20 protein-coding genes are annotated in these 22,748 nt (G+C 67.2%); 4 read left to right on the plus strand and 16 right to left on the minus strand.

From position 1 onward, the window contains the following. Window positions 1-14: 14 nt before the first annotated feature. From C7411_RS09525 to C7411_RS09545, 5 genes are all read right to left on the minus strand, one after another. Window positions 15-2,105 carry a VTT domain-containing protein gene (locus tag C7411_RS09525; RefSeq protein WP_110383548.1) on the minus strand — a complete coding sequence of 697 codons (2,091 nt, stop codon included), beginning with the start codon at window positions 2,103-2,105 and terminating at the stop codon, window positions 15-17. A 232-nt stretch (window positions 2,106-2,337) separates the two neighbouring features. Next, the gene (locus C7411_RS09530) at window positions 2,338-3,549 is read right to left on the minus strand and encodes a CaiB/BaiF CoA transferase family protein (RefSeq protein ID WP_110383549.1); all 1,212 of its coding nucleotides are present in this window, start codon (window positions 3,547-3,549) and stop codon (window positions 2,338-2,340) included. Window positions 3,550-3,605: 56 nt separating this feature from the next. Beyond that, window positions 3,606-4,742, minus strand: a complete 1,137-nt coding sequence (locus tag C7411_RS09535) for an acyl-CoA dehydrogenase family protein (RefSeq protein WP_110383550.1) — start codon at window positions 4,740-4,742, stop codon at window positions 3,606-3,608. A gap of 8 nt (window positions 4,743-4,750) precedes the next feature. Continuing rightward, window positions 4,751-5,947 (minus strand): acyl-CoA dehydrogenase family protein, encoded by a 1,197-nt coding sequence (locus tag C7411_RS09540; RefSeq protein WP_110383551.1) that lies wholly within the window; start codon window positions 5,945-5,947, stop codon window positions 4,751-4,753. Window positions 5,948-5,983: 36 nt separating this feature from the next. Then, a complete protein-coding gene (locus tag C7411_RS09545) occupies window positions 5,984-8,107 on the minus strand; it encodes a 3-hydroxyacyl-CoA dehydrogenase NAD-binding domain-containing protein (RefSeq protein WP_110383552.1) in 2,124 nt (707 codons plus the stop codon). A gap of 170 nt (window positions 8,108-8,277) precedes the next feature. Between C7411_RS09545 and C7411_RS09550 the strand changes: the two genes are divergently transcribed. Next, window positions 8,278-9,186 carry a LysR family transcriptional regulator gene (locus C7411_RS09550; protein WP_110383553.1) on the plus strand — a complete coding sequence of 303 codons (909 nt, stop codon included), beginning with the start codon at window positions 8,278-8,280 and terminating at the stop codon, window positions 9,184-9,186. Between the two features lie 35 nt (window positions 9,187-9,221). On the opposite strand, the gene C7411_RS09555 is transcribed toward C7411_RS09550, so the two are convergent. From C7411_RS09555 to C7411_RS09605, 11 genes are all read right to left on the minus strand, one after another. Beyond that, the gene (locus C7411_RS09555; RefSeq protein WP_110383554.1) at window positions 9,222-9,626 is read right to left on the minus strand and encodes a Na+/H+ antiporter subunit G; all 405 of its coding nucleotides are present in this window, start codon (window positions 9,624-9,626) and stop codon (window positions 9,222-9,224) included. 12 nt (window positions 9,627-9,638) lie between these two features. Continuing rightward, window positions 9,639-9,914 (minus strand): K+/H+ antiporter subunit F, encoded by a 276-nt coding sequence (locus tag C7411_RS09560; protein ID WP_069261755.1) that lies wholly within the window; start codon window positions 9,912-9,914, stop codon window positions 9,639-9,641. Then, complete coding sequence (locus C7411_RS09565) at window positions 9,908-10,399, minus strand: Na+/H+ antiporter subunit E (RefSeq protein ID WP_110383555.1); 492 nt, start codon at window positions 10,397-10,399, stop codon at window positions 9,908-9,910. The genes C7411_RS09560 and C7411_RS09565 overlap by 7 nt, the downstream gene beginning before the upstream one ends. Window position 10,400: 1 nt before the next feature. Next, on the minus strand, window positions 10,401-12,065 hold the full coding sequence (locus C7411_RS09570; RefSeq protein ID WP_110383556.1) for a monovalent cation/H+ antiporter subunit D: 1,665 nt from the start codon (window positions 12,063-12,065) through the stop codon (window positions 10,401-10,403). After that, window positions 12,062-12,415: a Na+/H+ antiporter subunit C gene (locus tag C7411_RS09575; protein WP_110383557.1), complete on the minus strand. Its 354-nt coding sequence runs from the start codon at window positions 12,413-12,415 to the stop codon at window positions 12,062-12,064. The genes C7411_RS09570 and C7411_RS09575 overlap by 4 nt, the downstream gene beginning before the upstream one ends. Then, complete coding sequence (locus tag C7411_RS09580; protein ID WP_110383558.1) at window positions 12,415-15,222, minus strand: monovalent cation/H+ antiporter subunit A; 2,808 nt, start codon at window positions 15,220-15,222, stop codon at window positions 12,415-12,417. The genes C7411_RS09575 and C7411_RS09580 overlap by 1 nt, the downstream gene beginning before the upstream one ends. 169 nt (window positions 15,223-15,391) lie before the next feature. After that, window positions 15,392-15,541 (minus strand): hypothetical protein, encoded by a 150-nt coding sequence (locus C7411_RS09585; protein WP_181431312.1) that lies wholly within the window; start codon window positions 15,539-15,541, stop codon window positions 15,392-15,394. After that, window positions 15,538-17,241 carry a lactate permease LctP family transporter gene (locus C7411_RS09590; protein ID WP_110383559.1) on the minus strand — a complete coding sequence of 568 codons (1,704 nt, stop codon included), beginning with the start codon at window positions 17,239-17,241 and terminating at the stop codon, window positions 15,538-15,540. The genes C7411_RS09585 and C7411_RS09590 overlap by 4 nt, the downstream gene beginning before the upstream one ends. 92 nt (window positions 17,242-17,333) lie before the next feature. Next, window positions 17,334-18,800 (minus strand): LutB/LldF family L-lactate oxidation iron-sulfur protein, encoded by a 1,467-nt coding sequence (locus C7411_RS09595; RefSeq protein WP_110383560.1) that lies wholly within the window; start codon window positions 18,798-18,800, stop codon window positions 17,334-17,336. Next, on the minus strand, window positions 18,797-19,528 hold the full coding sequence (locus C7411_RS09600) for a LutC/YkgG family protein (protein ID WP_110383639.1): 732 nt from the start codon (window positions 19,526-19,528) through the stop codon (window positions 18,797-18,799). The genes C7411_RS09595 and C7411_RS09600 overlap by 4 nt, the downstream gene beginning before the upstream one ends. 11 nt (window positions 19,529-19,539) lie before the next feature. Further along, the gene (locus C7411_RS09605; RefSeq protein ID WP_110383561.1) at window positions 19,540-20,331 is read right to left on the minus strand and encodes a (Fe-S)-binding protein; all 792 of its coding nucleotides are present in this window, start codon (window positions 20,329-20,331) and stop codon (window positions 19,540-19,542) included. Between the two features lie 217 nt (window positions 20,332-20,548). Between C7411_RS09605 and C7411_RS09610 the strand changes: the two genes are divergently transcribed. From C7411_RS09610 to ppk2, 3 genes are all read left to right on the plus strand, one after another. Continuing rightward, window positions 20,549-21,280, plus strand: a complete 732-nt coding sequence (locus tag C7411_RS09610; RefSeq protein ID WP_110383640.1) for a FadR/GntR family transcriptional regulator — start codon at window positions 20,549-20,551, stop codon at window positions 21,278-21,280. Further along, window positions 21,277-21,657, plus strand: coding sequence for a VOC family protein (locus tag C7411_RS09615; protein ID WP_110383562.1), 381 nt, complete (start codon window positions 21,277-21,279; stop codon window positions 21,655-21,657). Before C7411_RS09610 ends, C7411_RS09615 begins: the two co-directional genes overlap by 4 nt. A 110-nt stretch (window positions 21,658-21,767) precedes the next feature. Then, window positions 21,768-22,697, plus strand: a complete 930-nt coding sequence (ppk2, locus tag C7411_RS09620; RefSeq protein WP_243413110.1) for a polyphosphate kinase 2 — start codon at window positions 21,768-21,770, stop codon at window positions 22,695-22,697. Window positions 22,698-22,748: the final 51 nt, after the last annotated feature.

Genomic DNA, 22,748 nt, shown 5'->3' on the forward strand with positions numbered 1-22,748 from the left:
CTTCAATCGCCCTTTCAGCGCTCGCCCTGCACGATCAGCTTGACGGGCCGCCCTTCGCAGCTCAGCTCGCCCGGCAGCGCGAGCGTCCGCCAGCCCGCGGGCTGGCCGGGGGCGCTGAGGTCGGAGGCGTCGTCGGGATAGGTCGTGACCACGTTGAACGGCCACGACCCGCGCCGCAGCCGTTCATGGACGAGCGAGCCGACCCAGATCGGCGTGGGCTCCCCGTCGCCTGCGTGGCCGTCGCCATTGCCGTTTCCATTGCTGTTTCCATGATGCCGCGGCGCGAGCGCGTAGCCCGACGGCCAGAAGCGCAGCACGTCGCGGCGGCTGCCCGGCTCGCCCGCGTCGTCAGGCTTCCCGGCGAGGCGCGCGCGGGCGAACACGAGCGGCGAGGGCAGGCCATTGTTCAGCTTCGGCAGCAGCGGCAGCGACATCACGTCCACGTTCGGTGCGACAAGCGATAGCACGCTCCTCACCGAGAGCTGCGGACCTTCGGCCCAGCCCGCGTCGCGCAGCGCGGCGCGCAGATCGTCGGCGCTCGCGGCCCACTGGATCGTGATCGGCTCTCGGCGCGCGCCTTTCATGTCGAAGCGATAGCACGCAAACGTCCTCCACAGCGAATCGCTCCACTGCATCTGCGAAAGGACGACAGGCGGCGCCGCAGCGGCGGTGGGCGGCGCGGGCGTGCGCGCGGCCGGCAACGTTTGCAGCAGAACGGCGCCGACCAGCACGATCAGCACGATGGGCGGCATGTATGCGCGTTGCGGCGGCCGCTTCGGGTAGCGCCAGAGCGAGGTGAGCACCACGATCGCCACCCAGATGGCGGCGAAGGCCGCGCCGCCGATGGCGTCCGAGAACAGGAAGCGGTCGAAGTAGAGCCCCGCGAACGCTACGGCCACGACGATCCCGTTGCCGAGCGCGGCAACGAGCGCGGCCTCCAGCATGCTTGCGCGGCGCACGAGCAGGAACATCACGAAGCCGTAGACGATCACCATCGACGACACGCGGTCGCTCGGGAACACGTAGGCCTCGACGGCCTGGCCGCCGCCCGGCGACGTATGGTGGATCACGAAGCGCAGGATGAGGATGAGCAACTGCGAAACGGCCGCCGCGATCATCCAGTAAGCGATAGTGCGCCAACGCCGCTCCAGCACCATCCATATACCCGCCGTCGCGATGAGCGCCGCCAGCGTCCAGGTGCTGCCGAGCGTTTCGACGCGCGCGAGGGCCGCGTCGGCCCATGTGGTGCGAATCGACTGCAGGAACTGGCGCACGGACTGGTCGATTTGCACGAGCGGCGCGCCGCGCAGCACGTTGCCGAGCACATAGGAAAACACGGCGGCGCATACCGGCACGAGGCCCGTGATCACGATGACGGGGCCGAGCGCGGGCTGCGCCGGGTCGAGCAGGCGGGCGATGCGCTTCGAGGCGCGCCCGGGATGCTGCGCCGCCCACTGCGCCGCGCTGCGCCGCGACGCGCCTGCCCAGTTGTCGATGTGCAGCAGCAGCATGCGCACGAAACGCCAGATGAGCCAGACCGCGAGCGCGACGATGCCGATGACGACCACCAGCCGGAACGACACGGCGCCCGCGAGCTGGAGCGAGGCGCCGAACACCACGCCCGGCACGATATGCGCGGGCGCCCAGACGAGCGCGGAAATCACGTTCATCATGAGGAAGCGCATGGGCTTCATACCGGCCATGCCCGCGACGATCGGCACGACGGCGCGCAGCGGCGCGATGAAGCGCGCGAGGATCACGCTGCGCGTGCCGTGGCTCACGAAGTAGGCCTGCGCGCGTTCGAGAATGGCGGGATGGCGGCTGAACGGCCACATCTGGGCCAGCGAGCCGCGATAGCGATGGCCGATCCAGAAGCTCACGCCGTCGCCGGCCACGGCGCCCGCAATGGCGCAGACGAAGAGCCAGCCGAGGTTGATCGTGCCGGTGGCTGCGAACGCGCCTGCAATGAACATCGCCGTGCTGCCGGGAATGAACGTGCCGACGAACGCGAGCGATTCGAGGAAAGCGGCGACCACGACAAAGGCGAGCGTCCACGTCGCGTGCGCGGCGAGCAGGTGCAGCAGATGATCGTAGGCGTGCTCCATGAGCGGGGCGGGTTCGTTTGCTGGGGCTCGCGGGAAGGGCGCGAGATTGAGCGGCTGCCGGCCCGCAGCCGGCTGTCCGCAGCCGGCCGTGCGCGACTCGCCGTGCGCGACTCGCCGTGCGCGACTCGCCGTGCGCGACTAGCCGCAAGCGGCGTGCGGGACCATCACGCGCAATATAACCGGGCGCGCGCAACTACGTGCAACGCGAGGCCGGGTACGGCCGGGACCGGATTCAGATAACGCCTTTCTCCTTCAACGCGGCCACCTGTTCCGCCGAATAACCGAGCATCGACTGCAGGACCTCCTGCGTGCCTTCGCCCAGTTGCGGAGGCGCGTGCCGCACGGGCAGGCGTTCGCCGTCGAAGCGCCAGGGCGGCGCAAGCACCGGCGTCGTGCCGCTTTCGGTATGCGGATGCGGCTGCTGCGTGACGAGCCCGCCGCGCGTGGCGCGCGGCGAAAGCAGCGCCTCGCGCAAGCCCGCCACTTCGCCGCACGGAATGCCCGCGCGCGCGAGCCGTTCGAGCAGCAGTTTGCGCGGGCGGCTGCCCAGTTCGCGAGTGAGTTCGGGCAGGAGCGTTTCGCGGTTCTGCCCGCGCAGGATGTTGGTCTTGTAGCGCGCATCGTCGGCGAGGTCGGCGCGCTCGATCACTTCGCGGCAAAAGCGTTCGAACTGCGCGTTGTTGCCCACGGTGATGACGAGCGGACCATCGGCGGCATCGAACACGCCATACGGCACGATCGACGGGTGCGCATTGCCGTAACGCGGCGGGTCCTCGCCGATCAGCAGCGCTTCGAGGCCGTAATAAGCGGTAATCATGAGGCCGCAGTCGAACAGCGCCATCTCGATGTGGCGCCCGCGGCCCGTGCGCTCGCGCTCGTAGAGCGCGGCGAGCATCGCCTGTGCGGAATACATGCCCGTGAAAAGATCCACGGCCGCCACACCGAATTTGAGCGGCGGCTGGTGGGCTTCGCCGTTCATCGCCATGAGGCCCGTTTCGCCCTGCACGACGAGGTCGTAGCCGGGGCGTTGCGCTTCGGGTCCGGTGCGGTCGTAGCCCGAAATCGAGCAATAAATGAGACGCGGATTCTCGGCGCTCAACGGCTCATAGCCGAGCCCGAGCTTTTCCGCTCCGCCGCACTTGAAGTTCTGAACGACGATGTCGCTGGTTTTCGCCAGCTGGCGCACGATCTGCTGGCCTTCGGGCGTTTGCAGATCGAGCGTGATCGAGCGCTTGTTGCGGTTCACGCTGTTGAAATACGCAGTCTCGGTCTTGCCGACTCGCACACCCCAGTCGCGCGTGTCGTCGCCGCGCTCGGGATGCTCGATCTTGATGACTTCCGCGCCGAGGTCGCCGAGCACCATCGCGCTCCACGGCCCGGCCAGCACGCGCGAAAGGTCGAGCACGCGCACGCCCGCCAGGGGCATGTCTTTGTCCGTCTGCATCAACAGGTACTCCTGGTTCGTTGCCGGGGCAACTGCATGCAGCCGCCCCTCATGTTTCATGCCGCCTCGCGCCCCAATGCGATGTAGCGCGCGAGATGATGATCCTCGTCGCCGAGCTGATGATCGATCATCACGAGCCGCTTTGCATAGTGCGCGAGCGGCAGTTCCCACGTCATGCCGATGCCGCCGTGCAGCTGGATCGCTTCTTCGGCCACGCGCGCGCCAATGCGCCCGATCGTGTACTTGGCGGCCGAAAGCGCACGCTCGCGCGGCGCGCGCGGCGCGTCGATCGCCGCTGCCGCGTTGATGACCGCCGAGCGCGCCTGCTCGATTTCGAGCAGCACGTCCGCCATGCGATGCTGCAACGCCTGGAAGCTGCCGATGGGCGCACCGAACTGCTTGCGCGTGCGCAGGTACTCGAGCGTGAAGTCGCGCGCGATATCCATCGCGCCCACGGCCTCCGATGCAAGCGCGACGATGCCGTATCCGCGTGCATGTTCGAGCGTCGCGAGGCCGCTGCCTTGCGTGCCGACGAGCGCATCGGCATTCAGCCTCACGCCGTCGAGCGTCACTTCCGCGGCGCGGCCGCCGTCGATCTTGCGGTAGCCGCGCACGCTCACGCCCGCTGCAGCGCGCGGCACGAGGAAGAGGGAGATGCCCGCTTCGTCGAATTCGTTACCCGAGGTTCGTGCCGAAACGAGCAGCACATCGGCATGTTCCGCGTGCTGTACGACGCCCTTCGCACCTTGCAGGATCCAGCCATCGCCGCCTTTCTCCGCGCGCGCCGCCACGCGTGCGTCCTCGTAGTGCGAACCCGGCTCGTCGTGCGCGAGCGCGGCGATTTGCGAGCCGTCGATCAATGAGGCGATGCGCGCGCGCTGCGCCTCGCTGCCCGCGTGGGCGAGCGCGCGGCCGACGATCAGCGTATCGAGGAACGGCTCGACCACGAGTCCGCGCCCGAGCGCTTCGAACACCACCGCGACGTCGAAGCCCGCGCCGCCGAAGCCGCCATCGGCTTCGGCGAACAGCGCGCCGATCGCGCCGAGTTCGGCGAAGCGCTGCCACATGTCTGCGCTAAAGCCTGCATCGGAGCGCGCGATTGTATCGCGTGCATGGAAACCGTATTGCTCCGTGATAAAGCGATTGAGCGTATCCGCAAGCATGCGGCGGTCTTCAGTGTGCTGGAAGTCCATGGCGTGCCTCAAAGACCGAGAATCATCTTGGAGATGATGTTCTTCTGAATTTCGTTGGAGCCGCCGAATATCGACAGCTTGCGGTTGTTGAAGTATTGCGCGGCGGCACTGGCGGCTTCGTCGGGGCCGATTGCGTCGCCCGCGTAACCTTCTTCGAGCGCTTCCTCGACGAACGGCGCCGCATACGGTCCCATCGCGCGGCGCAGCAGCGAGGAGATCTCCTGGCGGATCTCGGTGCCGCGGATCTTGAGCATCGAGCTTTCGGCGCCGGGTACGCCGCCGCCTGCCACGGCTGCGATCACGCGCAGGTTCGTCGTTTTCATGTTCTCGAGATCGATCTCGACCTTTGCGATGCGCGCTGCGAATTGCGGGTCTTCCGCGAGCGGCTTGCCGTTGCGCGTGATCTTCTGCGCGGCGCGCTTCAGGCGCGCGAGCGCTGCCACCGAAAAGCCCACGCCCGCGATATTCGTGCGCTCGTACGTGAGCAGATATTTCGCGTAGGTCCAGCCCCGGTTTTCCTCGCCAACCAGGTTGGCCACCGGCACGCGCACGTCGGTGAAGAACACTTCGTTGACCTCGTGTTCGCCGTCGAGTGTGACGATGGGGCGAACCTCGATGCCCGGCGTGTTCATGTCGATCAGCAGGAAGCTGATGCCTTCCTGCTTGCGCACGTCGGTGGCCGTGCGCACGAGGCAGAAGATCCTGTTCGCGTAGTGGCCGAGCGTGGTCCACGTCTTCTGGCCGTTCACCACGTAGTGGCCGCCGTCACGCACGGCAGCCGTACGCAGCGAGGCGAGGTCCGAGCCCGCGCCCGGTTCCGAATAGCCCTGGCACCACCAGTCCGAGCCGTCGAGAATGCGCGGCAGCCAGTAGCGCTTTTGCGCCTCGCTGCCGTACTTGATGAGTACGGGGCCGAGCATGTTCACGCCGAACGGCACGATGCGCGGCGCGCCTGCAATCGCGCATTCGTTCTCGAAGATGAACTTCTGCACGGCGGTCCAGCCGGGGCCGCCGTATTCCCGCGGCCAGTGATTCGCGAGCCAGCCTTTTTCGTGGAGGATGGCGTGCCATTGCGCCATGTCTTCGCGCGTGAGGTGCCGGCCATTGCTCACCTTGCTGGCAAGGCGCTGTGGCAGGCGCTCGTTCAGGAACGCTAGCACTTCGCCGCGAAACGCCTCTTCTTCGGCGGTGAATTTGAGGTCCATGTCTGAAAAGCTCCTTGTTGCACCCTTATTGCACTTTCAGGCCGAGTGATTGAGGCTCGCGAAATTCTCGCCGCGCTCGACCAGTTCGACGAGCAGCGGCGAAGGACGCCAGAACAGCGGATCTTCCTTCGCATACTCGCGGATATCGGCGAGCACGTTGGCGAGGCCCACGGTATCGGCGTACTTCATCGGGCCGCCGCGATAGCGCGGGAAGCCGTAGCCGTAGAGCAGCGTGACATCGACATCGAGCGGGCGCAGGGCGATCTTTTCATGCACGACGTTCGCGCCTTCGTTGATCATCGCGGCCATGTAACGGCGCATGATTGCTTCGTCGGTGAAGGCGCGCGGCGTGATGCCCGCGCGTTCGCGCTCGGCTTCGATGATGGCTTCGACTTCGGGGTCGGGCGTGCCCGTGCGTGCGCCTTCCGGGTACAGATAGAAGCCGCGGCCCGTCTTCTGGCCGAACCAGCCGCGCTCGCAAATGCGGTCGGCGATCTGCACGTAGCGCGCCTTCGGATCGCGCGTGGCGGCGCGGCGCTTGCGCGTGGCCCAGCCGATGTCGCCGCCCGCGAGATCGACCACCTGGTACGGACCCATCGGAAAGCCGAAGTCGCGCACGGCCTTGTCGATCTGATATGGCGAAGCGCCGTCTTCCATCAGATGATCCGCAGCGGTGCGAAACACCGCGAGAATGCGGTTGCCGATGAAGCCGTCGCACACGCCGGCGCGCACGGGCACCTTGCGCAGCTTCTTCGCCAGCTCGAACGCCGTGGCGACCACATCGGCGCTCACCTGCTTCGGCACCACGATTTCGAGCAGCTTCATGATGTTGGCGGGCGAGAAGAAGTGCAGGCCCACCACGTCCTGCGGGCGTTCGATGCTGGCCGCGATGGCGTCGATGTCGAGATACGAGGTGTTGGTCGCGAGCACGGCGCCGGGCTTGCACACCCGGTCGAGTTCGGCGAACACGGCCTGCTTCACGGCCATGTCCTCGAATACGGCTTCGATGACGAGATCGGCGTTCGCAAGCGCATCGTACGAGGTGCTGCCGCTCAAGCGCGCGAGAATCTGCGCTTTCGCTTCGGGCTTCATGCGGCCTTTGGCGATGAGGCCGTCGTAGACCTTTTCCACATGGGCGCGGCCGCGCGCGAGCGAGGCGTCGTCGCGCTCGATCATCGTCACCGGCAGGCCCGCGTCGAGCACGGCCACGGCAATGCCCGCGCCCATCGTGCCGCCGCCGATCACGCCGACGGTTTCGATCGCGCGCGGCTTCGCGCTCTTCGTTTCAGGGGCCTTCTGCACTTCGCGCTCAGCGAAGAACGCATGCACGAGACCCGCACGCTGCGGGCTCTCGAGGCATTCGAGGAACTGCTTGCGCTCGAAGCGCAGGCCCTCGTCGAACGGAAGATCGAGCGCGGCCTGCACGCAATCGACGATCTTCAGCGGCGAGAAGAGGCCACGCGATTTCTTCGCGGTCTCGGCGCGCGCGGCGTCGATTGCGGCTTGCGCTTGCGTGCGGTCGGCGAGCGCCTGGGCGTCGCGGGTGCGGCGCACCGGTGCGTGGCCTGCGAGCAGTTCCTGCGCGTAGGCGAGGCCTTCGGCGAGAATATCGTCGCTCGCGCCCAGCCGGTCGACGAGGCCTAGCTTGTGCGCCTCCTGCGCGCTTGCATGACGGCCGCTCAGCATGAGCGAGAGCGCCGTCTCTGCGCCGATCAAACGCGGCGCGCGCTGCGTGCCGCCTGCGCCGGGCAGCAGGCCCAGCTGCACTTCGGGCAGGCCGAGCTTCGCCCCCGCCACGGCGAGCCGGTAGTGTGCCGCGAGCGCCACTTCGAGGCCGCCGCCGAGCGCCGCGCCGTGAATCGCGGCGATCACCGGCTTGTGGCAGGCCTCGATGCGGTTGCATACGTCGGGCAGCGCGGGAGGCTGCGGCGGCTGGCCGAACTCGCGAATGTCCGCGCCGGCAATGAAATTGCGCCCCGCACCGACGATCAGCACGGCCTGCACGGCGTCGTTCGCCTCGGCATGCCCGATGGCGGCGGCGAGGCCGCGGCGCACGTCCGCGCCCAGCGCGTTGACGGGCGGATTGTCGACGGTGACGAGCAGCACCTTGCCGCGCAGTTCATGCGTGACGGGGGAGGCGTTCACGGGATGGGTTGCCATGGCGATACTGTCTCCATAATGAGGGCCGGACTGGCGGGTCATATTGACGGCCCGAGATTGCCCGAGTGGCAATGTTTCATGTTCACGCCGATTCTCGGCGCGCCAGGAGCAATTGACAATCCCATCGCTCGTTGACAGACTGTCAAAATATCCTTGACAGTGGATGTGCCATGGACGTCAATGCGCTGACCCTGCTCGTCGAGATTCTCGACGCGGGCAACCTGAGCGAGGCGGCGCGCCGGCTCAAGATGAGCCGCGCGAACGTCAGCTACCACCTCAATCACCTGGAGAAGTCGATCGGCCTGCAGCTCGTGCGCCGCACCACGCGCCGTGTCGAGCCGACCGAAATCGGCCTGAAGCTCTACGAGCACGGCCGCGCGATCCAGAACGCGCTGCTCGCCGCGCGCGAATCGGTCTCCACCCTCGGCCAGAGCCTGCAGGGGCGCGTGCGGCTTTCGGTGCCGAGCGGCTACGGGCAACTCGTGATGTCGGACTGGCTGATCCAGTTCAAGCGGATGTACCCCGGCATCGTGCTCGACGTGATGTTCGAGAACCGCGTGGAAGACCTGCTGCGCGACGAAGTCGATATTGCCGTGCGCGTGATGCACGAGCCGCCGCAGAATCTCGTGGCGCGCGACATGGGGCCGGTGAAGTACATCGCGTGCGCGCGCAAGGAATGGGCTGAAAGGCACGGCATGCCGCAAACGCTGGAAGATCTGGCGCGCGCGCCCGTCATCACGGCGACGGTGGTGGGGCGGCAATTGCGCCTGGCGGGCTATCTGAACGAGGACCGGCACGAGGTGCTGCTCGAGCCCTCGATTATTTCGGAAAACTTCCTGTTTTTGCGCCAGTCGATTCTCGCGGGACTCGGCGTGGGCATCGTGCCCGACTACGTGATGCACGACGACATTCGCCGGGGCGCGGCCGTGACGTCGCTCGACGCCTGGCGCCTGAGCATTTTCGGCACGCATATGTATATGCTCTATATGCCGAACCGCCACCACACGCGGGCGGCGTCCACCTTCATCGATTACGTGCTGGGCGAGGCCCGCAAGACCGGGCGCGGCGCGGATGCGTGAGCGGCGCATGCAGCACGCCACCACGCACCGCGCATTCAAGAGTCCTGTGCGGCATTGCTGTCCCGGTTCGCGTCTCGCGCACGCTCGCCGCCTGCACTGGCACTGGCACTGGCCGCGTCCGGCCTTCCGCGCGTCACGGACGAAACGGCGACGCGCTGCTGGATCCCGGCCTTGGTGAGCATATGCGCGCTGATGGGCGCGGTGAGAAACAGGAACGCCGGAATCAGCACTTCGTGCAGGCTCGCGAAATTATTGTGCGCACTGAAATACACGACGGAAGCGAGCACGACGCCGCCCACGCCGAGCGTGGTCGACTTGGTCGGTCCGTGCAGGCGCATGTAGAAGTCGGGCAGGCGTGCGAGTCCTATGGCGCCGATCAGCGTGAACGCGCTGCCGAGCAGGAGCAGCACGCAGACAATCGCTTCGATGACGGTTTGCATGACGCACGCGTCCTAGTTCAGTTCGATGATGTCGCCGCGCTGCAGGTACTTGGTGAACGCGACGGTCGCCACGAACCCCATCACCGCGATGAGCAGCGCGATTTCGAAGAAGACCGTCGAGCGCAGCATGATGCCGTAGACGACGATGAGCGCGATCGCGTTGATATTGAGCGTGTCGAGCGCAACGAGCCGGTCGGGCAGCGAAGGCCCGCGCACGAGGCGCACGAGCGTGAGCAGGAACGCGAGCCCGAGGATCGCGAACGACACCGGAATGACGATGGCTAGCATGCGAAGATCTCCATGAGCGGGGCTTCGTAACGGGACTTGATCAAGGCGACGAGCGCGGCTTCGTCTTCGAGGTCGAGCACGTGCACGACGAGGCGTCTGCGGTCGTCGGAGAGCTCGGCGCACAGCGTGCCGGGGCTCAGCGAGACGATGCTGATGAGCGCCGCCAGCGCGATTTCGTGGGTGCTGTCGAGCGGCACGTCGATGAAGGCGGGGCGCAGGCGCTGCGTCGGGCCAAGCACGAGCAACGCGACTTCGAGATTCGCCACGAGGATGTCGTAGAGCACATGCCCGAGGAGCCGTACGAGCCGCCACGGCTTGCCGAAGCGCACGGGCGTGAGCCACAGCCCTTCGCCCACGCGGTAGGCGATGGCGGTCCCGAGCACGAATCCGAGGAGCAGGTTGCCCGGCGACACGTCGTTCATCAGCAAGACCCAGCACACGAGCAGCACGACGGTGAGCCAGGGGTGCGGAAAGAGCCTCTTCATGTCAGCTTCCTCCGCCTTGTGACGTTTGCGTGGCCTGCGCGGGCAGGATCGCGTGAACATAGGCTTCGCGGTCGAACAACTGCGCGGCGGTGGCGTCGAGATACTGCTTGAGCGGGCCGGCGAACACCGTTGCCGCCACCACGCCCGCGAGCAGCAGCGCACACGCGGCGAGCCTGGCGCGGCTGTCGCGCGGCGCGCCGGCGGGTGCGCCGTCGCAGGCGCGCGCGGCGGGCATCGCCCACAGCAGGCGCGTGCCTGTGCGGCTGAGCGCGACGATCGACAGCAGGCCCGCGATCAGCACGGCGGGCCACAGCACGACGGCCTGCGCAAGCGGTGTGGCGGCGAGCACCATGGCCTTGCCGAGAAAGCCCGAGAGCGGCGGCAGGCCCACAGCGCCAACCGCTGCAGCGAGATAGAGCACGCCGGCGATGTTCGAGGGCCAGGGCGCAGGCGTTTTTTCTGGGTCCGCAGCCCCGGGCGGCGTTGCGATCGGCTCGCTGTCCGCTTCGGGCGTGATGGCGGGTGCGGTGGCGTCGTCGAGCGATTCGAGCGACGCGGGCTCGCGCGTTTCGGGGGCAGCGGGCACGGCCGCAGGCTCGCTGGCTTCGGGCTCCAGTGCATCGGCGAGCATGAACAGTGCGCCCGTGCATAGCGTCGTGCTGATGAGGTAGTACAGCAGCGCGCTCCACGCGAGCACGGTTTGCAGCGTGACGGCCGCAATCAGCAGGCCGACCGAGACCAGCACGAGAAAGCCGGTCGTGGTCTTGAGGCTCGATACCGCGAGCGCGCCGAGCGCGCCATAGACGATCGTCGCGATGGCGAGCCACCACGCCCATTGATGCAGGAACGCGTCGAGCACGCCGCCCGCCGCGCCGAACACGAGCGCGTCGCAGCGCAGCATCGCGTAGATGCCCACCTTGGTCACGATCGCGAACAGCGCAGCCACCGGTCCGATTGCGCTTCGGTACGCCTGCGGCAGCCAGAACGACATGGGGAACACGGCGGCCTTGAGGCCGAATACGAGCATGAGCGTCGCGCCCGCGAACTGGGCGAGGGGCAGCGAAGCGGGGTCCAGGTGCGCGAGCCGTTCGCCCGCGTCGGCCATGTTGAGCGTGCCCGTGAGGCCGTATAGCACGCCCAGCGCGATCAGGAAGAACGACGAGCCCACGAGGTTCAGCAGCATGTAGTGCAGGCCGTTGCGCACGCGGCGGCGTCCGCCGCCATGCAGCAGCAGCGCGTAAGAGGCGATCAGCAACAGTTCGAAGAAGACGAACAGATTGAAGAGATCGCCGGCGAGAAACGCGCCGTTCAGGCCCATCAGTTCGAACTGCACGAGCGCGCGGTAGTAGCGCCCGCGCCGGGCGTCGGCGCTCGTGGTGCCGAGCAGGCAGCAGCACGCGAGCAGCGCGGTCAGCACGAGCATGAGCGCGCCGAGCCGGTCGATCTGCAACACGATGCCGAACGGCGCGGGCCACGCGCCGAGCGCATAGCCGGCAATCCGTCCTTGCGCCGCGAACTCGGCGAGCGCCACCGCGATGGGCAGCAGCGCAAGCGTGGCAATCACGTTGATCGCGCGCTGCAGGCGCTTCGCGCGCAGCGGCAGCGCAACGATCGCGCCGGCCGCGAACAGCGGAATCAGGATGGGGAGGATGAGAGCGTGATTCATTCGCCGCGCATCTCCGGGCCGCTGCGCCGCGGGTTGTCGCCGTCCACATGATCGGTGCCGTCGATCGCGAGCGCGCGCAGCGCGAGCACGACCGTGAAGGCCGTCATGGCGAAGCCGATCACGATCGCCGTGAGCACGAGCGCCTGCGGCACCGGGTCGGCATAGTGCGCGAGCGCCGCGATCACGGGCGGCCTGCCGGTGGAGAGCCGGCCCATGCCGAGCAGGAACAGGTTGATCGCATACGAGAACAGCGTGATGCCGAGGATCACGGGCAGCACGCGGGCGCTCAGCAGCAGATAGATGCCGCTCGCGCAGAGTACGCCGAGCGTAATGGCGAAGGCGGCTTCCATCAGCTTTTCTCCACGGATTGCATGTCCTTGTCGCGCACGCCGAGGTGCGAGACGATCGTGAGCGTCGTGCCGACCACGGCGCCAAGCACGCCGAGGTCGAACAGCATGGCCGTGCTCAGTTCGATTTCGCCGATCAGCGGCACGTGCAGATGGCCGAACGCGCTCGTGAGGAAGGGCCGGCCGAGCACGATCGCGCCCACGCCCGTTGCGGCTGCGACGAGAATGCCGAGGCCCGCGAGCGCGCGGTAGTTGATACGGACGCGCGACTCGGTCCACAGCACGCCGCTCGCCACGTATTGCAGCAGCAGTGCGATGGAGATCACGAGCGAGGCGATAAAGCCGCCGCCCGGCAGATTGTGGCCGCGCAGAAAGATGAAGACGGCAACGAGCAGGGTGAGCGGCAGCATGAGGCGCGCGAGAATGGCGAGCAGCAGCGGATGCGACTGCGACGACCACGGCAGGCCGCCCGGGCCCGTATCGGGCGATTTCAGGCGCAGGCCGCGCAGCAGCGCCTTCACGGCGAGCCCCGCCACCACCAGCACGCTGATCTCGACCATCGTGTCGAAGCCGCGGAAGTCCACGAGGATCACGTTCACCACATTGTGGCCGCCGCTGCCCGGCAGCGCGTTGGCGAGAAAGAACTGACCGACGCCATCGACGGGTGCACGCGTCATCACCGCATATGCCACGGCGCCGATCAGCGCGCCGCCCGCGAGCGCGAGCACCGCGTTGCGGGCACGCGCGCCTCGCGGCTGCTGCGCGCGCTGCACGACAGGCAGAAAGTAGATGGCGAGCACGAGCAGCAGCACGGTGACCACTTCCACGGAGATCTGCGTGAGCGCGAGATCGGGCGCGGAAAACCGCACGAACGCCAGCGTGACGAGCAGCCCGCAGGTGCTCAGCATCACGAGCGCATAGAGCGTATTGGCGCGCACGAGCACGACGCCTGCCGCCATCAGCGCCATCAGCACGAGGCCGACGAGCGTCATTGCGTCGAGCGGCGCCGAGCGATACGCGCCGTCCAGCGCCGGCAGGGCGAGCAGCGCTGCGCCGGGCACGATCAGCATCGCCGTGATCATCCACGCGAGATAGGAGGGCAATGACCGCGTTTCAAAGCGATTCACCACGAAGCCCGCGGCTTTTTCGAGTTGCTGCACGAAGCGGTCGAAGCCTTCGCTCGCGTTCATTTCGGAAAGCATCGAACGATGGTGGCGGAACGCGTCGCGGCGATAGAAGAACAGCAGCGCGCCGCCCGCGAACGACACGCAGCTCATCAGGAGCGGCAGATTGATGCCGTGCCACAAGCTCAGGCTGTACGTGGGCACGACGCCGCCCAGCGTGAACCACGCCGCGGACTCGAGCATCTTGCCGATGGTCCGCTCCGGCACGAGCCCCACGAGCAGACAGATGACGACGAGAATCTCGACGGGCAGCTTCATGAAGCGCGGCGGTTCGTGTGGCGGGTAGTGCGGAAGGTCGTGCGGCGTCTCGCCGTCGAAGAACACGCCCCACACGAAGCGCAGCGAGTACGCCACCGAGAGCCCCGCCGCGATGACGGCGAGCGCGGGAATGATCCAGTTGAAGTCGCCAAGGAGTCCTTGTGCAAGCGTTTCGCCGAAGAACATCTCCTTCGAGAGGAAGCCGTTGAGCAGCGGCACGCCCGCCATGGCGAGCGATGCCACGGCGGCCAGCGCGGCGGTATGCGGCATGAAGCGGCGCAGGCCGCGCAGGCGGCCCAGATCGCGCGTGCCCGTTTCATGGTCGATGATGCCCGCCGCCATGAAGAGCGAAGCCTTGAATACCGCGTGGTTGAAGGTGTGAAAGAGCGCGGCGACAGTGGAGAGCTGCGTGTCGAGGCCGAACAGCAGCACGATGAGCCCGAGATGGCTGATGGTGGAATACGCGAGCAGGCCCTTGAGGTCGCGCTGCACGAGCGCCATGGCTGCGCCGCCCGTGAGCGTGACGAGGCCGATCAGGCTCGTCACGTAGAAGAACCAGTCGGTGCCTTCGAGCACAGGGTAAAAGCGCGCGATAAGAAAAATACCCGCCTTCACCATGGTCGCCGAATGCAGGTACGCGGAAACGGGCGTCGGCGCCGACATCGCATGCGGCAGCCAGAAGTGGAACGGAAACTGCGCCGACTTCGTGCAGGCCGCGAAAAGAACGAGCAGCAGAATCGCGGGATACAGCGGATCGCGCTGCACGAGGCCCGCATGCGCGAGCACGACATCGAGGTCGTAGCTGCCGCAGACATGGCCGAGCAGCAGCACGGCGGCCAGCAGCGCGAGACCGCCCGCGCCCGTGATGGCGAGCGCCATGCGCGCGCCGCGCCGCGCTTCGGGGCGCGAAGGCCAGAAGCCGATCAGCAGGAACGACACGATGCTCGTGAGTTCCCAGAAGATCACGAGCAGCAGCAGGTTGTCCGACAGCACCACGCCGAGCATCGCGCCCATGAAGAGCAGCAGCAGCGCGTAAAGGCGCGGCAGCGACTCGCTGCCCGCGAGGTAGTAGCGCGCGTAGATAAAAACCAGCAGGCCGATCGCGAGCACGAGCAGTGCGAACATGAACGAAAGACCGTCCAGACGCAGCGCGAACGAGAGGCCGAACTGCGGGATCCAGTCGGCTTGCCAGTGCAGCACGCCATGAGTGGCCATGCCCACGCGTTCGCTGCCCAGCAGTCCCAGGCCGAAGAGCGCGGCCGCGAATGCGACCCATGTGCCGAAGGCGGAGCGGCCAGGGAGCGGCCCCGCGAACGCGACGAGCGCCGCGGCGACGAACGGTAATACGACGAGCCAGCCCATTGCCATTCGACACTCCCCGTGAATCCGGCAGGGCGCCGAGCCGCCGCGCCGCAGTTCACGATCATAGCCGCAAACGGGGACGGAGTTCATTCATGTGGCATCGAGGCGGCCACGGGGTGTCATGCGAAAGAAACGTGTGTCAGGTCCTCCGGCCCTGGGGGCTCGTCGACGATCTTCACATCGGCCAGACGAAGGTTTCGTGAGCGCGCGTCGTTTTGCCGATGTCCACCGTGCGCCGCTCCGTATTGCCGCCATGGCTCGCGGTGACCACATAGCGGCCGTCCGGAATCGAAACGAGCATGAACGGGCCTTGCGACGCCGTCACTGCGCAATCATGCCGGTCAGCACATAAGCCTGAACCAGCGTCACCACGCCCACGACAGCCGCGAAGAACAGGCTGTGACGCACGGTGAAGCGGAACAGCGACGACTCCTTGCCGACGAGGCCGGTTGCCGCGCAGGCCACCGCGATCGACTGCGGCGAAATCATCTTGCCGCTCACGCCGCCCGAGGTGTTGGCTGCGACGAGCAGCGTGTCCGAGACGTTGATCTGGTGCGCCGTGGTGTGCTGCAGCGAGCAGAACAGCGCGTTCGACGACGTATCGGAGCCCGTGAGGAACACGCCGAGCCAGCCGAGGAACGGCGAGAAGAACGGGAAGGCGGCGCCGGTGCCCGCAAGCGCGAGCGCGAGCGTGGACGACATGCCCGAGTAGTTCGCGACGAACGCGAAGGCGAGCACGAGACCGATGGAAAGCACGGGGCGGCGCAGTTCGCCGAGCGTCTCGAAGAACGCGGCCACGGCGGCGCGCGGCTTCATGCGCAGCAGGAGCGCGGAGAGGATCGCGGTGATCATGATCGCGGTGCCCACGGCCGAGAGCCAGTCGAGCTTGAACACGGCCTCATAGGGCTTGGCTGACGCGACGATCGGCGCCGTGCGCACCACGAGCCGGTCGAGCCCCGGCACGTGCAGGCTCAGAATCGTGCCCGCGAGCGGCCCCTTCGCGGCGAAGAGCGCCTTGAACGGCTTGACGCTCCACACCGTCACGATGGCGGTGAGCAGAATGAACGGCGACCACGCGCGCACCGTTTGCGCGACGCTGTATGGCGAAGCCTTGCGGCTCGAAGCGGCCGCACGCGAACCGCCGCCGCCGAAGCCGCCCAGCGCGGCGGCACCGCCGCTCACCGTCACGCTCGCGCCTTGCGCGGCCCGGCGCGGCTGCCACACATTGAGGAACGCGGCGAGCGCGACGAGGCTCACGAGCGCCGAGGTGATGTCCGGCAGCTCGGGCCCGATGTGGTTCGACGTGAAGTACTGCGTCACGGCGAAGCTGCCGCCGGCCACGAGCGCGGCGGGCCACGTTTCCTTCACGCCGCGCTTGCCGTCCATGATGAAGACGAGCCAGAACGGCACGAACAGCGAGAGCAGCGGCAACTGGCGGCCCGCCATCGCGCCGATCAGGAACGGATCGATGCCCGTCACCTGGCCGGCGACGATGATGGGAATACCCATCGCGCCGAACGCAACCGGAGCGGTATTGGCGATGAGGCACAGGCCGGCGGCGTAGAGCGGCTCGAAACCGAGGCCGACGAGCAGCGCCGAGGTGATCGCCACGGGCGCGCCGAAGCCCGCTGCGCCTTCGAGGAACGCGCCGAACGAGAAGCCGATCAGCAGCAGTTGCAGGCGCTGGTCGTCGGTGATCGAGAGCACCGAGGCGCGGATGATTTCGAACTGCCCCGTCTTCACGACGATCTTGTAGAGGAACACGGCGGTCACGATGATCCACGCGATCGGCCAGATGCCGTAGGCAAAGCCGAAGCCCGCGGAAACGAGCGCCTGGCGCACGGGCATGCCGTACTCGAAAATCGCCACGGCGAGGGCGAGCAACAAGGTGATCGCGGCAGCGACATGGCCCTTCATGCGCAGGCCGGCGAGCGCGACGAAGAAGAACAGAATGGGAATGGCGGCGACGAGCGCGGATAGCCACAAACTGCCGAGCGGTGTGTAGATCTGATACCAGGGTTGCATGACGGTCTCCTCCGATGATGCGGGTAGTCAATTGATGTGAGGTCGTCAGGCACGCATTGGCGAGTTATTTCGCATGCCTGACGACATGAACGCTATTGCGGCTGGCCGCGTTCGCGCAGCAGGTCGTGCAGGCTGCGCGGCGCGGGCTTGAGCGGCGTGCGATGCTGCGTCCAGCCCATTTGCTGCGAAGGCGCGAGGCCGCGCAGGCGCGTCACGGCCCAGCGCAGCGCGCGGTAGGCGCGCGGATGGGCGAACGCGCCGCTCCAGAAGCGCCAGATGAATTGCTCGCTCCTGCTGTGATTCGCGCCCTGGCCGCGCAGCGGATGCGCGACGTTTTCCTCGGGGTCGCGGTTCGCCTCGGTGCGCAGGCGCACGAGCAGCTGCGGAATCGGAATGCGCACCGGGCAGACTTCGCCGCACGCGCCGCACAGGCTCGAAGCGGTGGGCAATTCGGCGGTTGCGTCGAGCCCGAGCAGATGCGGCGAAATGATCTTGCCGATCGGCCCTGGATACGTCGTGCCGTACGCATGGCCGCCGATGCGCGTGTACACCGGGCAGTGGTTCATGCACGCGCCGCAGCGGATGCATTGCAGGGTGGCGCGCAATTGCTCGTCGGCATAGGCCTGGCTGCGGCCATTGTCGAGCAGGACGAGATGGACCTCGCGCGGGCCGTCTTTCTCGCCTGCGCGGCGCGGGCTGCTGATCAGGTTGAAATACGTCGTGATGGGCTGGCCCGTGGCGGAGCGCGTGAGCAGGCTCGAAAGCGGCACGATGTGCTCGAGCTTTGCCACGACCTTTTCCATGCCCATGATCGCGATATGCACGTCGGGCACCGTGGTGGAAAGGCGGCCGTTGCCTTCGTTTTCCACGAGCCAGAGCGTGCCCGTATCGGCGGCGGCGAAGTTCACGCCGGAGAGGCCGATCTGCGCATCTACGAAGGCGCGGCGCAGCGCGCGGCGGCCCGTTTGAATGAGCGTGTCCACGTCCTCCGTAAAGGGCGTATCGGGAATGTGCGCTTCGAACAGGTGCCCGATGTCGCCCTTCGTCTTGTGGATCGCGGGCATCACGATGTGCGAGGGCTTTTCGCCCGCGAGCTGCACGATGTACTCGCCCATGTCCGATTCGATGCAGTCGACGCCGCGCTGCGCGAGGTAATGGTTGAGCTCGATTTCCTCGCTCGCCATCGACTTGCCCTTGATGACGCGGGTGGCCGCGTGACGTTGCGCGATGGCGTGGACGATGCGGTTCGCCTCGTCGGCGGTCTCGGCCCAATGCACCTGGATGCCGTTCGCGCGCAGCTTCGTTTCCAGTTGTTCGAGGAGTTCGGGCAGGCGCGCGAGCGCGTGCTGGCGCACCGCTTCGCCGAGATCGCGCAGGGCTTCGAGTTCGTCCGCTGCGGGGAACTGCGCGGCGCGCTTGTCTTGCAGGAAGTCCATCGCGCCGCGAAAGCTCTTGCGCAGCTGCGGGTCGTCGAGCGCCGTGCGTGCGCGCTGGCGAAATTCCGCGGTCGGCACGAAATGGAGTGTGTTTTCCTGAGCGGTCTGCGTGGTCGTGCTCATGCGGCGGCTCCTTGCTGCCCATCCGTCCCGCGATCCTCATCGGTCACGACGACGACCCACAGGGCACGGGGACCGTGCGCGCCATAGGCGGTGGTTTGCTGGATATCCGAGGTCTTCGAAGGACCCGAGATCATCACGAGATTGGTGGGCATGCCGTCACGCCAGCGCTCCGCGGCCACGGCGGCGTGCAGGTCGGCGTGCAGCGTGCTCGCGTGGATCAGCGCGACGTGCAGCGGCGGCACGAGCGAGACCGTGCGCGGCGCGTTCGCGTCGGGCACGACCACGAGCGTGCCCGTCGCCGCGAGGCCCGAGCGCGCGACGGTGAAGCCCGCGTCGATGGTGTCGAAGAGTTCGGCCTTCCACTCTTCGATCGGCCGCGTGTAACCGCGCGCCTGCACGGCGGCCGGGAGCGCGGCTTCGAGCGCTGCCTTGAGCGCCTGGCCTTCGGCGCAGGCGGTGTCGAGCAGCAGGTTGCGCACGCCCGCCGCGGCGAGGCGTCCGGCGAGATCGGCGGCCCACGTTGCGGCGCTCGCGCAGATCACTTCGGCGTGCGCGGCTTCGAGCATGCGCTGGAACTGCGCGATGCGTTCGTTCGGCGCAAGCGGGCCGAGTGCCCGGCGCGCGGTGAAATGCGCGTCGATGCGCGCGTCGAGCGCGTCGAGCGTCGTGGAGGGCGCGGCGGGTGCATGACCGCGCAGGCGTTGCAGCATGCGCGCACGCGCGCCCATCGTATCGACGTTCATGCGGCCTCCCCGCCGGTGCGGCGCCAGAGGAACGAGGCGAGGTGTTCCACGGCGAGCGGCGCGCCCTTGTGCGCCGCCGCGTGGCCGATGTTGAGCAGGCACCCGCAGTCGGCGGAAACGAGCCGCTCGCAGCCCGTGGCGCAGGCGGAAGCGATCTTGTCGGCGACCATCGCGCCGGAAATGTCCGGATGCTTGAGCGAAAAGGTGCCGCCGAAGCCGCAGCATTCCGGTTCGCGTTCGTGCTCGATGCGTGTCACGCCCGGCAGCGCATCGACGACTTCGACGCCGTGCACGCGCGTGCCCATCTCGCGCCGCGCGCCGCAGGAGGTGTGCAGCACGACACGCTCTTCGGGCTGCCGGACAGAACCATTCGCGCCGTACGCGTTGAAATCGACGTTCAGCACGCGCACGAGGAATTCGGTGAGCTCGTACACGCGTGCCGAGAGTCCCTCGGCGCGCGCGGCGTTGGCGGCGTCGCCGTCGAACAGCGCGGGCCAGTGGTGACGCATCATGCCCGCGCACGAACCCGAAGGCACGATCACGGGCCATGGCTTGTCGAAGAGTTCGAGTTGCGCGAGCGCGACCTCGCGCGCCTGGCGCGGGTTGCCGCTGCTGTACGCAGGCTGGCCGCAGCAGCTCTGGCCGCGCGGGAAGTGGACCGTCAGGCCTTCGCGTTCGAGCAGCTTCACCGCGTCGAGGCCGGCTTGCGGCACGAACAGGTCGACGAGGCAGGTGGCGAACAGATAGACGTCGGTGGGGCGCTCGGTGGGGTATTGCCGTGGCTTCATGTCTCGCTCGGTGTCTTTGTGCGCTTTCCTGCTCCTTCCCCGCGGGCCCGGGGCCGGGCAGGTTGGGGACAAGCGCTGGTTTGGGCGCATAATTCCTGCTTCGGGCGAATGGTTCAAACTGGTTGGACCACTCGCCGCAAGCGACAACGAGACTCGGGATGGCGCGGGGATGACAATGAGGGACAGGGCAGGCCCGCGCGGGCGCGTGGAAACCGTGATGCGTCAGATGGAGACGTCGCTGCTCGACGGCACCTGGCGCGCGGGGGCGAAGCTGCCTTCCGAGCGCGTGCTCGCACTGGAATACGACGTGGCGCGCAACACGGTGCGCGAGGCGATTCAGCGCCTGGCTGCGCGCGGCCTCGTGCAGAGCCGGCCGGGCGCGGGCGTGTTCGTCACCGACCAGCTGCGCACGGGCTTTGCTTCGCCCTGGGGGCAACTCGTGGCCGATCATCCCGCCTTGCGCGAAGACATCCTCGAGTTTCGCCGCGTGCTGGAAGGCGCGACGGCGTATTTCGCGGCGCTGCGCGCGAGCGACGAGGATCTCGCGCGCATTCGCGCGCTGATGCAGGAGCTGGAGCGCACGCGCGAAGTGGACGACAAGGCCGCCGAAGCCGACACCGACGCGAAGCTGCACGAAGTAATCGCACAGGCCTCGCATAACGCGATGTTCCTGCATCTGCACACGAGCGTGCTCGGGGTGCTGCGCGAGCACATCACGATCAACGGCACGGGGCTGCGTGTGCAGAACGAAGATGCGCCCGACCAGTTGCTGCTGCAGCACCGCACGCTGTGCGAAGCGATCGTCGCGCGGCGCCCGGAGGAGGCGCGCACGGCGATGCAGACGCACATCGACTTCGTGCGCACGCGGGTGGGAGAGGAGATCGGCTGGCCGGAAAGCGGTCCAACCAGTGGCGATGCGCAGCGTGCCGCGAGCAGGAGGAACAGATGAACGAACGCGCCGCGCAAATCGTAGCATTGAGCGCCGTGACGCTGACCGTCAGCGACATCGCGCGGTCGGTGCCCTTTTACGAAGCGCTCGGCTTCGCGCAGAGGTCTGGGCCGGCGGTGCCGGGCTTTGCGTCGTTCGAACTGGGCGGCGCGGCCGGCGTCTGCTATCTGAACCTGCTGGAAGGGCCGCACGGCCCGGTGAACGGCTGGGGCCGGGTGATTCTCTACGTCGCCGACGTGGACGCCTTCTACGCCCACGCACTGGCGGCCGGCGCCACGCCCGAATTCGCGCCGCGCGACGCGCCGTGGGGCGAGCGCTATTTCCATCTCGTCGATCCGGACGGCCACGAACTGAGCTTCGCCAAACCTCTCACGTGAGCCATCGGCATGCATTTGAAATATTCGTGACACTCGCTGCGCCGATAGTGGCGCGAGTTGCCAGCACATCGACCAAGGAGAGAGTCGCCATGAATGAACTGGACCGCACGATGGATGCCGAACAACCGGAAGCGCAGCAGCAGGAAGCCGATCTGCATCGCCGCCGCCGTCTGGATGAAGAACTCATCGACGCCTATGACGAAGAGCTCGAAATGGAGGTCGACGACCGGCTGCAGGAAAGCGGCCTGCAGATCAGCGACGAGTCGCGTGCGCTGCGCCGCGTCTATTTCCGCGAGCTGATCCGCCTGCAGGGCGAACTCGTCAAGCTGCAGGACTGGATCGTGAGCACGGGGCACCGGCTCGTCGTGATCTTCGAAGGACGCGATGCGGCGGGCAAGGGCGGTGTCATCAAGCGCATCACACAGCGCCTGAACCCGCGCATGTGCCGCGTGGCCGCGCTGCCCGCACCGAACAACCGCGAGCGCACGCAATGGTATTTCCAGCGCTACGTGCAGCATTTGCCGGCGGGCGGCGAGATGGTGCTGTTCGATCGCAGCTGGTACAACCGCGCGGGCGTGGAGCGCGTGATGAACTTCTGCAGCGACGACGAATACGAAGAGTTCTTCCGCTCGGTGCCCGAGTTCGAAAAGATGCTGGTGAGGAGCGGCATCCAGATCGTCAAATACTGGTTCTCGATCACCGACGACGAGCAGGAAGTGCGCTTCCAGAGCCGCATCGACGATCCGCTCAAGCAGTGGAAGCTCTCGCCGATGGACCTCGAAAGCCGCCGCCGCTGGGAGGCCTACACGCACGTGAAGGAAGTGATGCTGCAGCGCTCGCACATACCCGAGGCGCCGTGGTGGGTCGTGCAGGGCGTGGACAAGAAGCGCGCGCGGCTGAACTGCATTCACCACTTGCTGAGCCAGGTGCCGTATCACGAGATCGAGCACCCGCACGTCACGCTGCCGGCGCGCGTGCATCATCCGGATTACATTCGCCAGCCGGTGCCGCAGAACATGATCATTCCGGAGATTTATTGAGAGGCTGGCCCGTTCGCAGCGTTCAATTAAAAAGCCGCGCTCCCTTGGGGA

The organism is Paraburkholderia silvatlantica (genome assembly GCF_003096715.1).
Classification (GTDB): domain Bacteria; phylum Pseudomonadota; class Gammaproteobacteria; order Burkholderiales; family Burkholderiaceae; genus Paraburkholderia; species Paraburkholderia silvatlantica.

Coding starts and splice junctions, on each gene's coding strand:
- C7411_RS09525 (WP_110383548.1), bottom strand. CDS start 2,105: ATGGAGCACGCCTACGATCATCTGCTGCACCTGCTCGCCGCGCACGCG.
- C7411_RS09530 (WP_110383549.1), bottom strand. CDS start 3,549: ATGCAGACGGACAAAGACATGCCCCTGGCGGGCGTGCGCGTGCTCGAC.
- C7411_RS09535 (WP_110383550.1), bottom strand. CDS start 4,742: ATGGACTTCCAGCACACTGAAGACCGCCGCATGCTTGCGGATACGCTC.
- C7411_RS09540 (WP_110383551.1), bottom strand. CDS start 5,947: ATGGACCTCAAATTCACCGCCGAAGAAGAGGCGTTTCGCGGCGAAGTG.
- C7411_RS09545 (WP_110383552.1), bottom strand. CDS start 8,107: ATGGCAACCCATCCCGTGAACGCCTCCCCCGTCACGCATGAACTGCGC.
- C7411_RS09550 (WP_110383553.1), top strand. CDS start 8,278: ATGGACGTCAATGCGCTGACCCTGCTCGTCGAGATTCTCGACGCGGGC.
- C7411_RS09555 (WP_110383554.1), bottom strand. CDS start 9,626: ATGCAAACCGTCATCGAAGCGATTGTCTGCGTGCTGCTCCTGCTCGGC.
- C7411_RS09560 (WP_069261755.1), bottom strand. CDS start 9,914: ATGCTAGCCATCGTCATTCCGGTGTCGTTCGCGATCCTCGGGCTCGCG.
- C7411_RS09565 (WP_110383555.1), bottom strand. CDS start 10,399: ATGAAGAGGCTCTTTCCGCACCCCTGGCTCACCGTCGTGCTGCTCGTG.
- C7411_RS09570 (WP_110383556.1), bottom strand. CDS start 12,065: ATGAATCACGCTCTCATCCTCCCCATCCTGATTCCGCTGTTCGCGGCC.
- C7411_RS09575 (WP_110383557.1), bottom strand. CDS start 12,415: ATGGAAGCCGCCTTCGCCATTACGCTCGGCGTACTCTGCGCGAGCGGC.
- C7411_RS09580 (WP_110383558.1), bottom strand. CDS start 15,222: ATGGCAATGGGCTGGCTCGTCGTATTACCGTTCGTCGCCGCGGCGCTC.
- C7411_RS09590 (WP_110383559.1), bottom strand. CDS start 17,241: ATGCAACCCTGGTATCAGATCTACACACCGCTCGGCAGTTTGTGGCTA.
- C7411_RS09595 (WP_110383560.1), bottom strand. CDS start 18,800: ATGAGCACGACCACGCAGACCGCTCAGGAAAACACACTCCATTTCGTG.
- C7411_RS09600 (WP_110383639.1), bottom strand. CDS start 19,528: ATGGGCGCGCGTGCGCGCATGCTGCAACGCCTGCGCGGTCATGCACCC.
- C7411_RS09605 (WP_110383561.1), bottom strand. CDS start 20,331: ATGAAGCCACGGCAATACCCCACCGAGCGCCCCACCGACGTCTATCTG.
- C7411_RS09610 (WP_110383640.1), top strand. CDS start 20,549: ATGCGTCAGATGGAGACGTCGCTGCTCGACGGCACCTGGCGCGCGGGG.
- C7411_RS09615 (WP_110383562.1), top strand. CDS start 21,277: ATGAACGAACGCGCCGCGCAAATCGTAGCATTGAGCGCCGTGACGCTG.
- ppk2 (WP_243413110.1), top strand. CDS start 21,768: ATGGATGCCGAACAACCGGAAGCGCAGCAGCAGGAAGCCGATCTGCAT.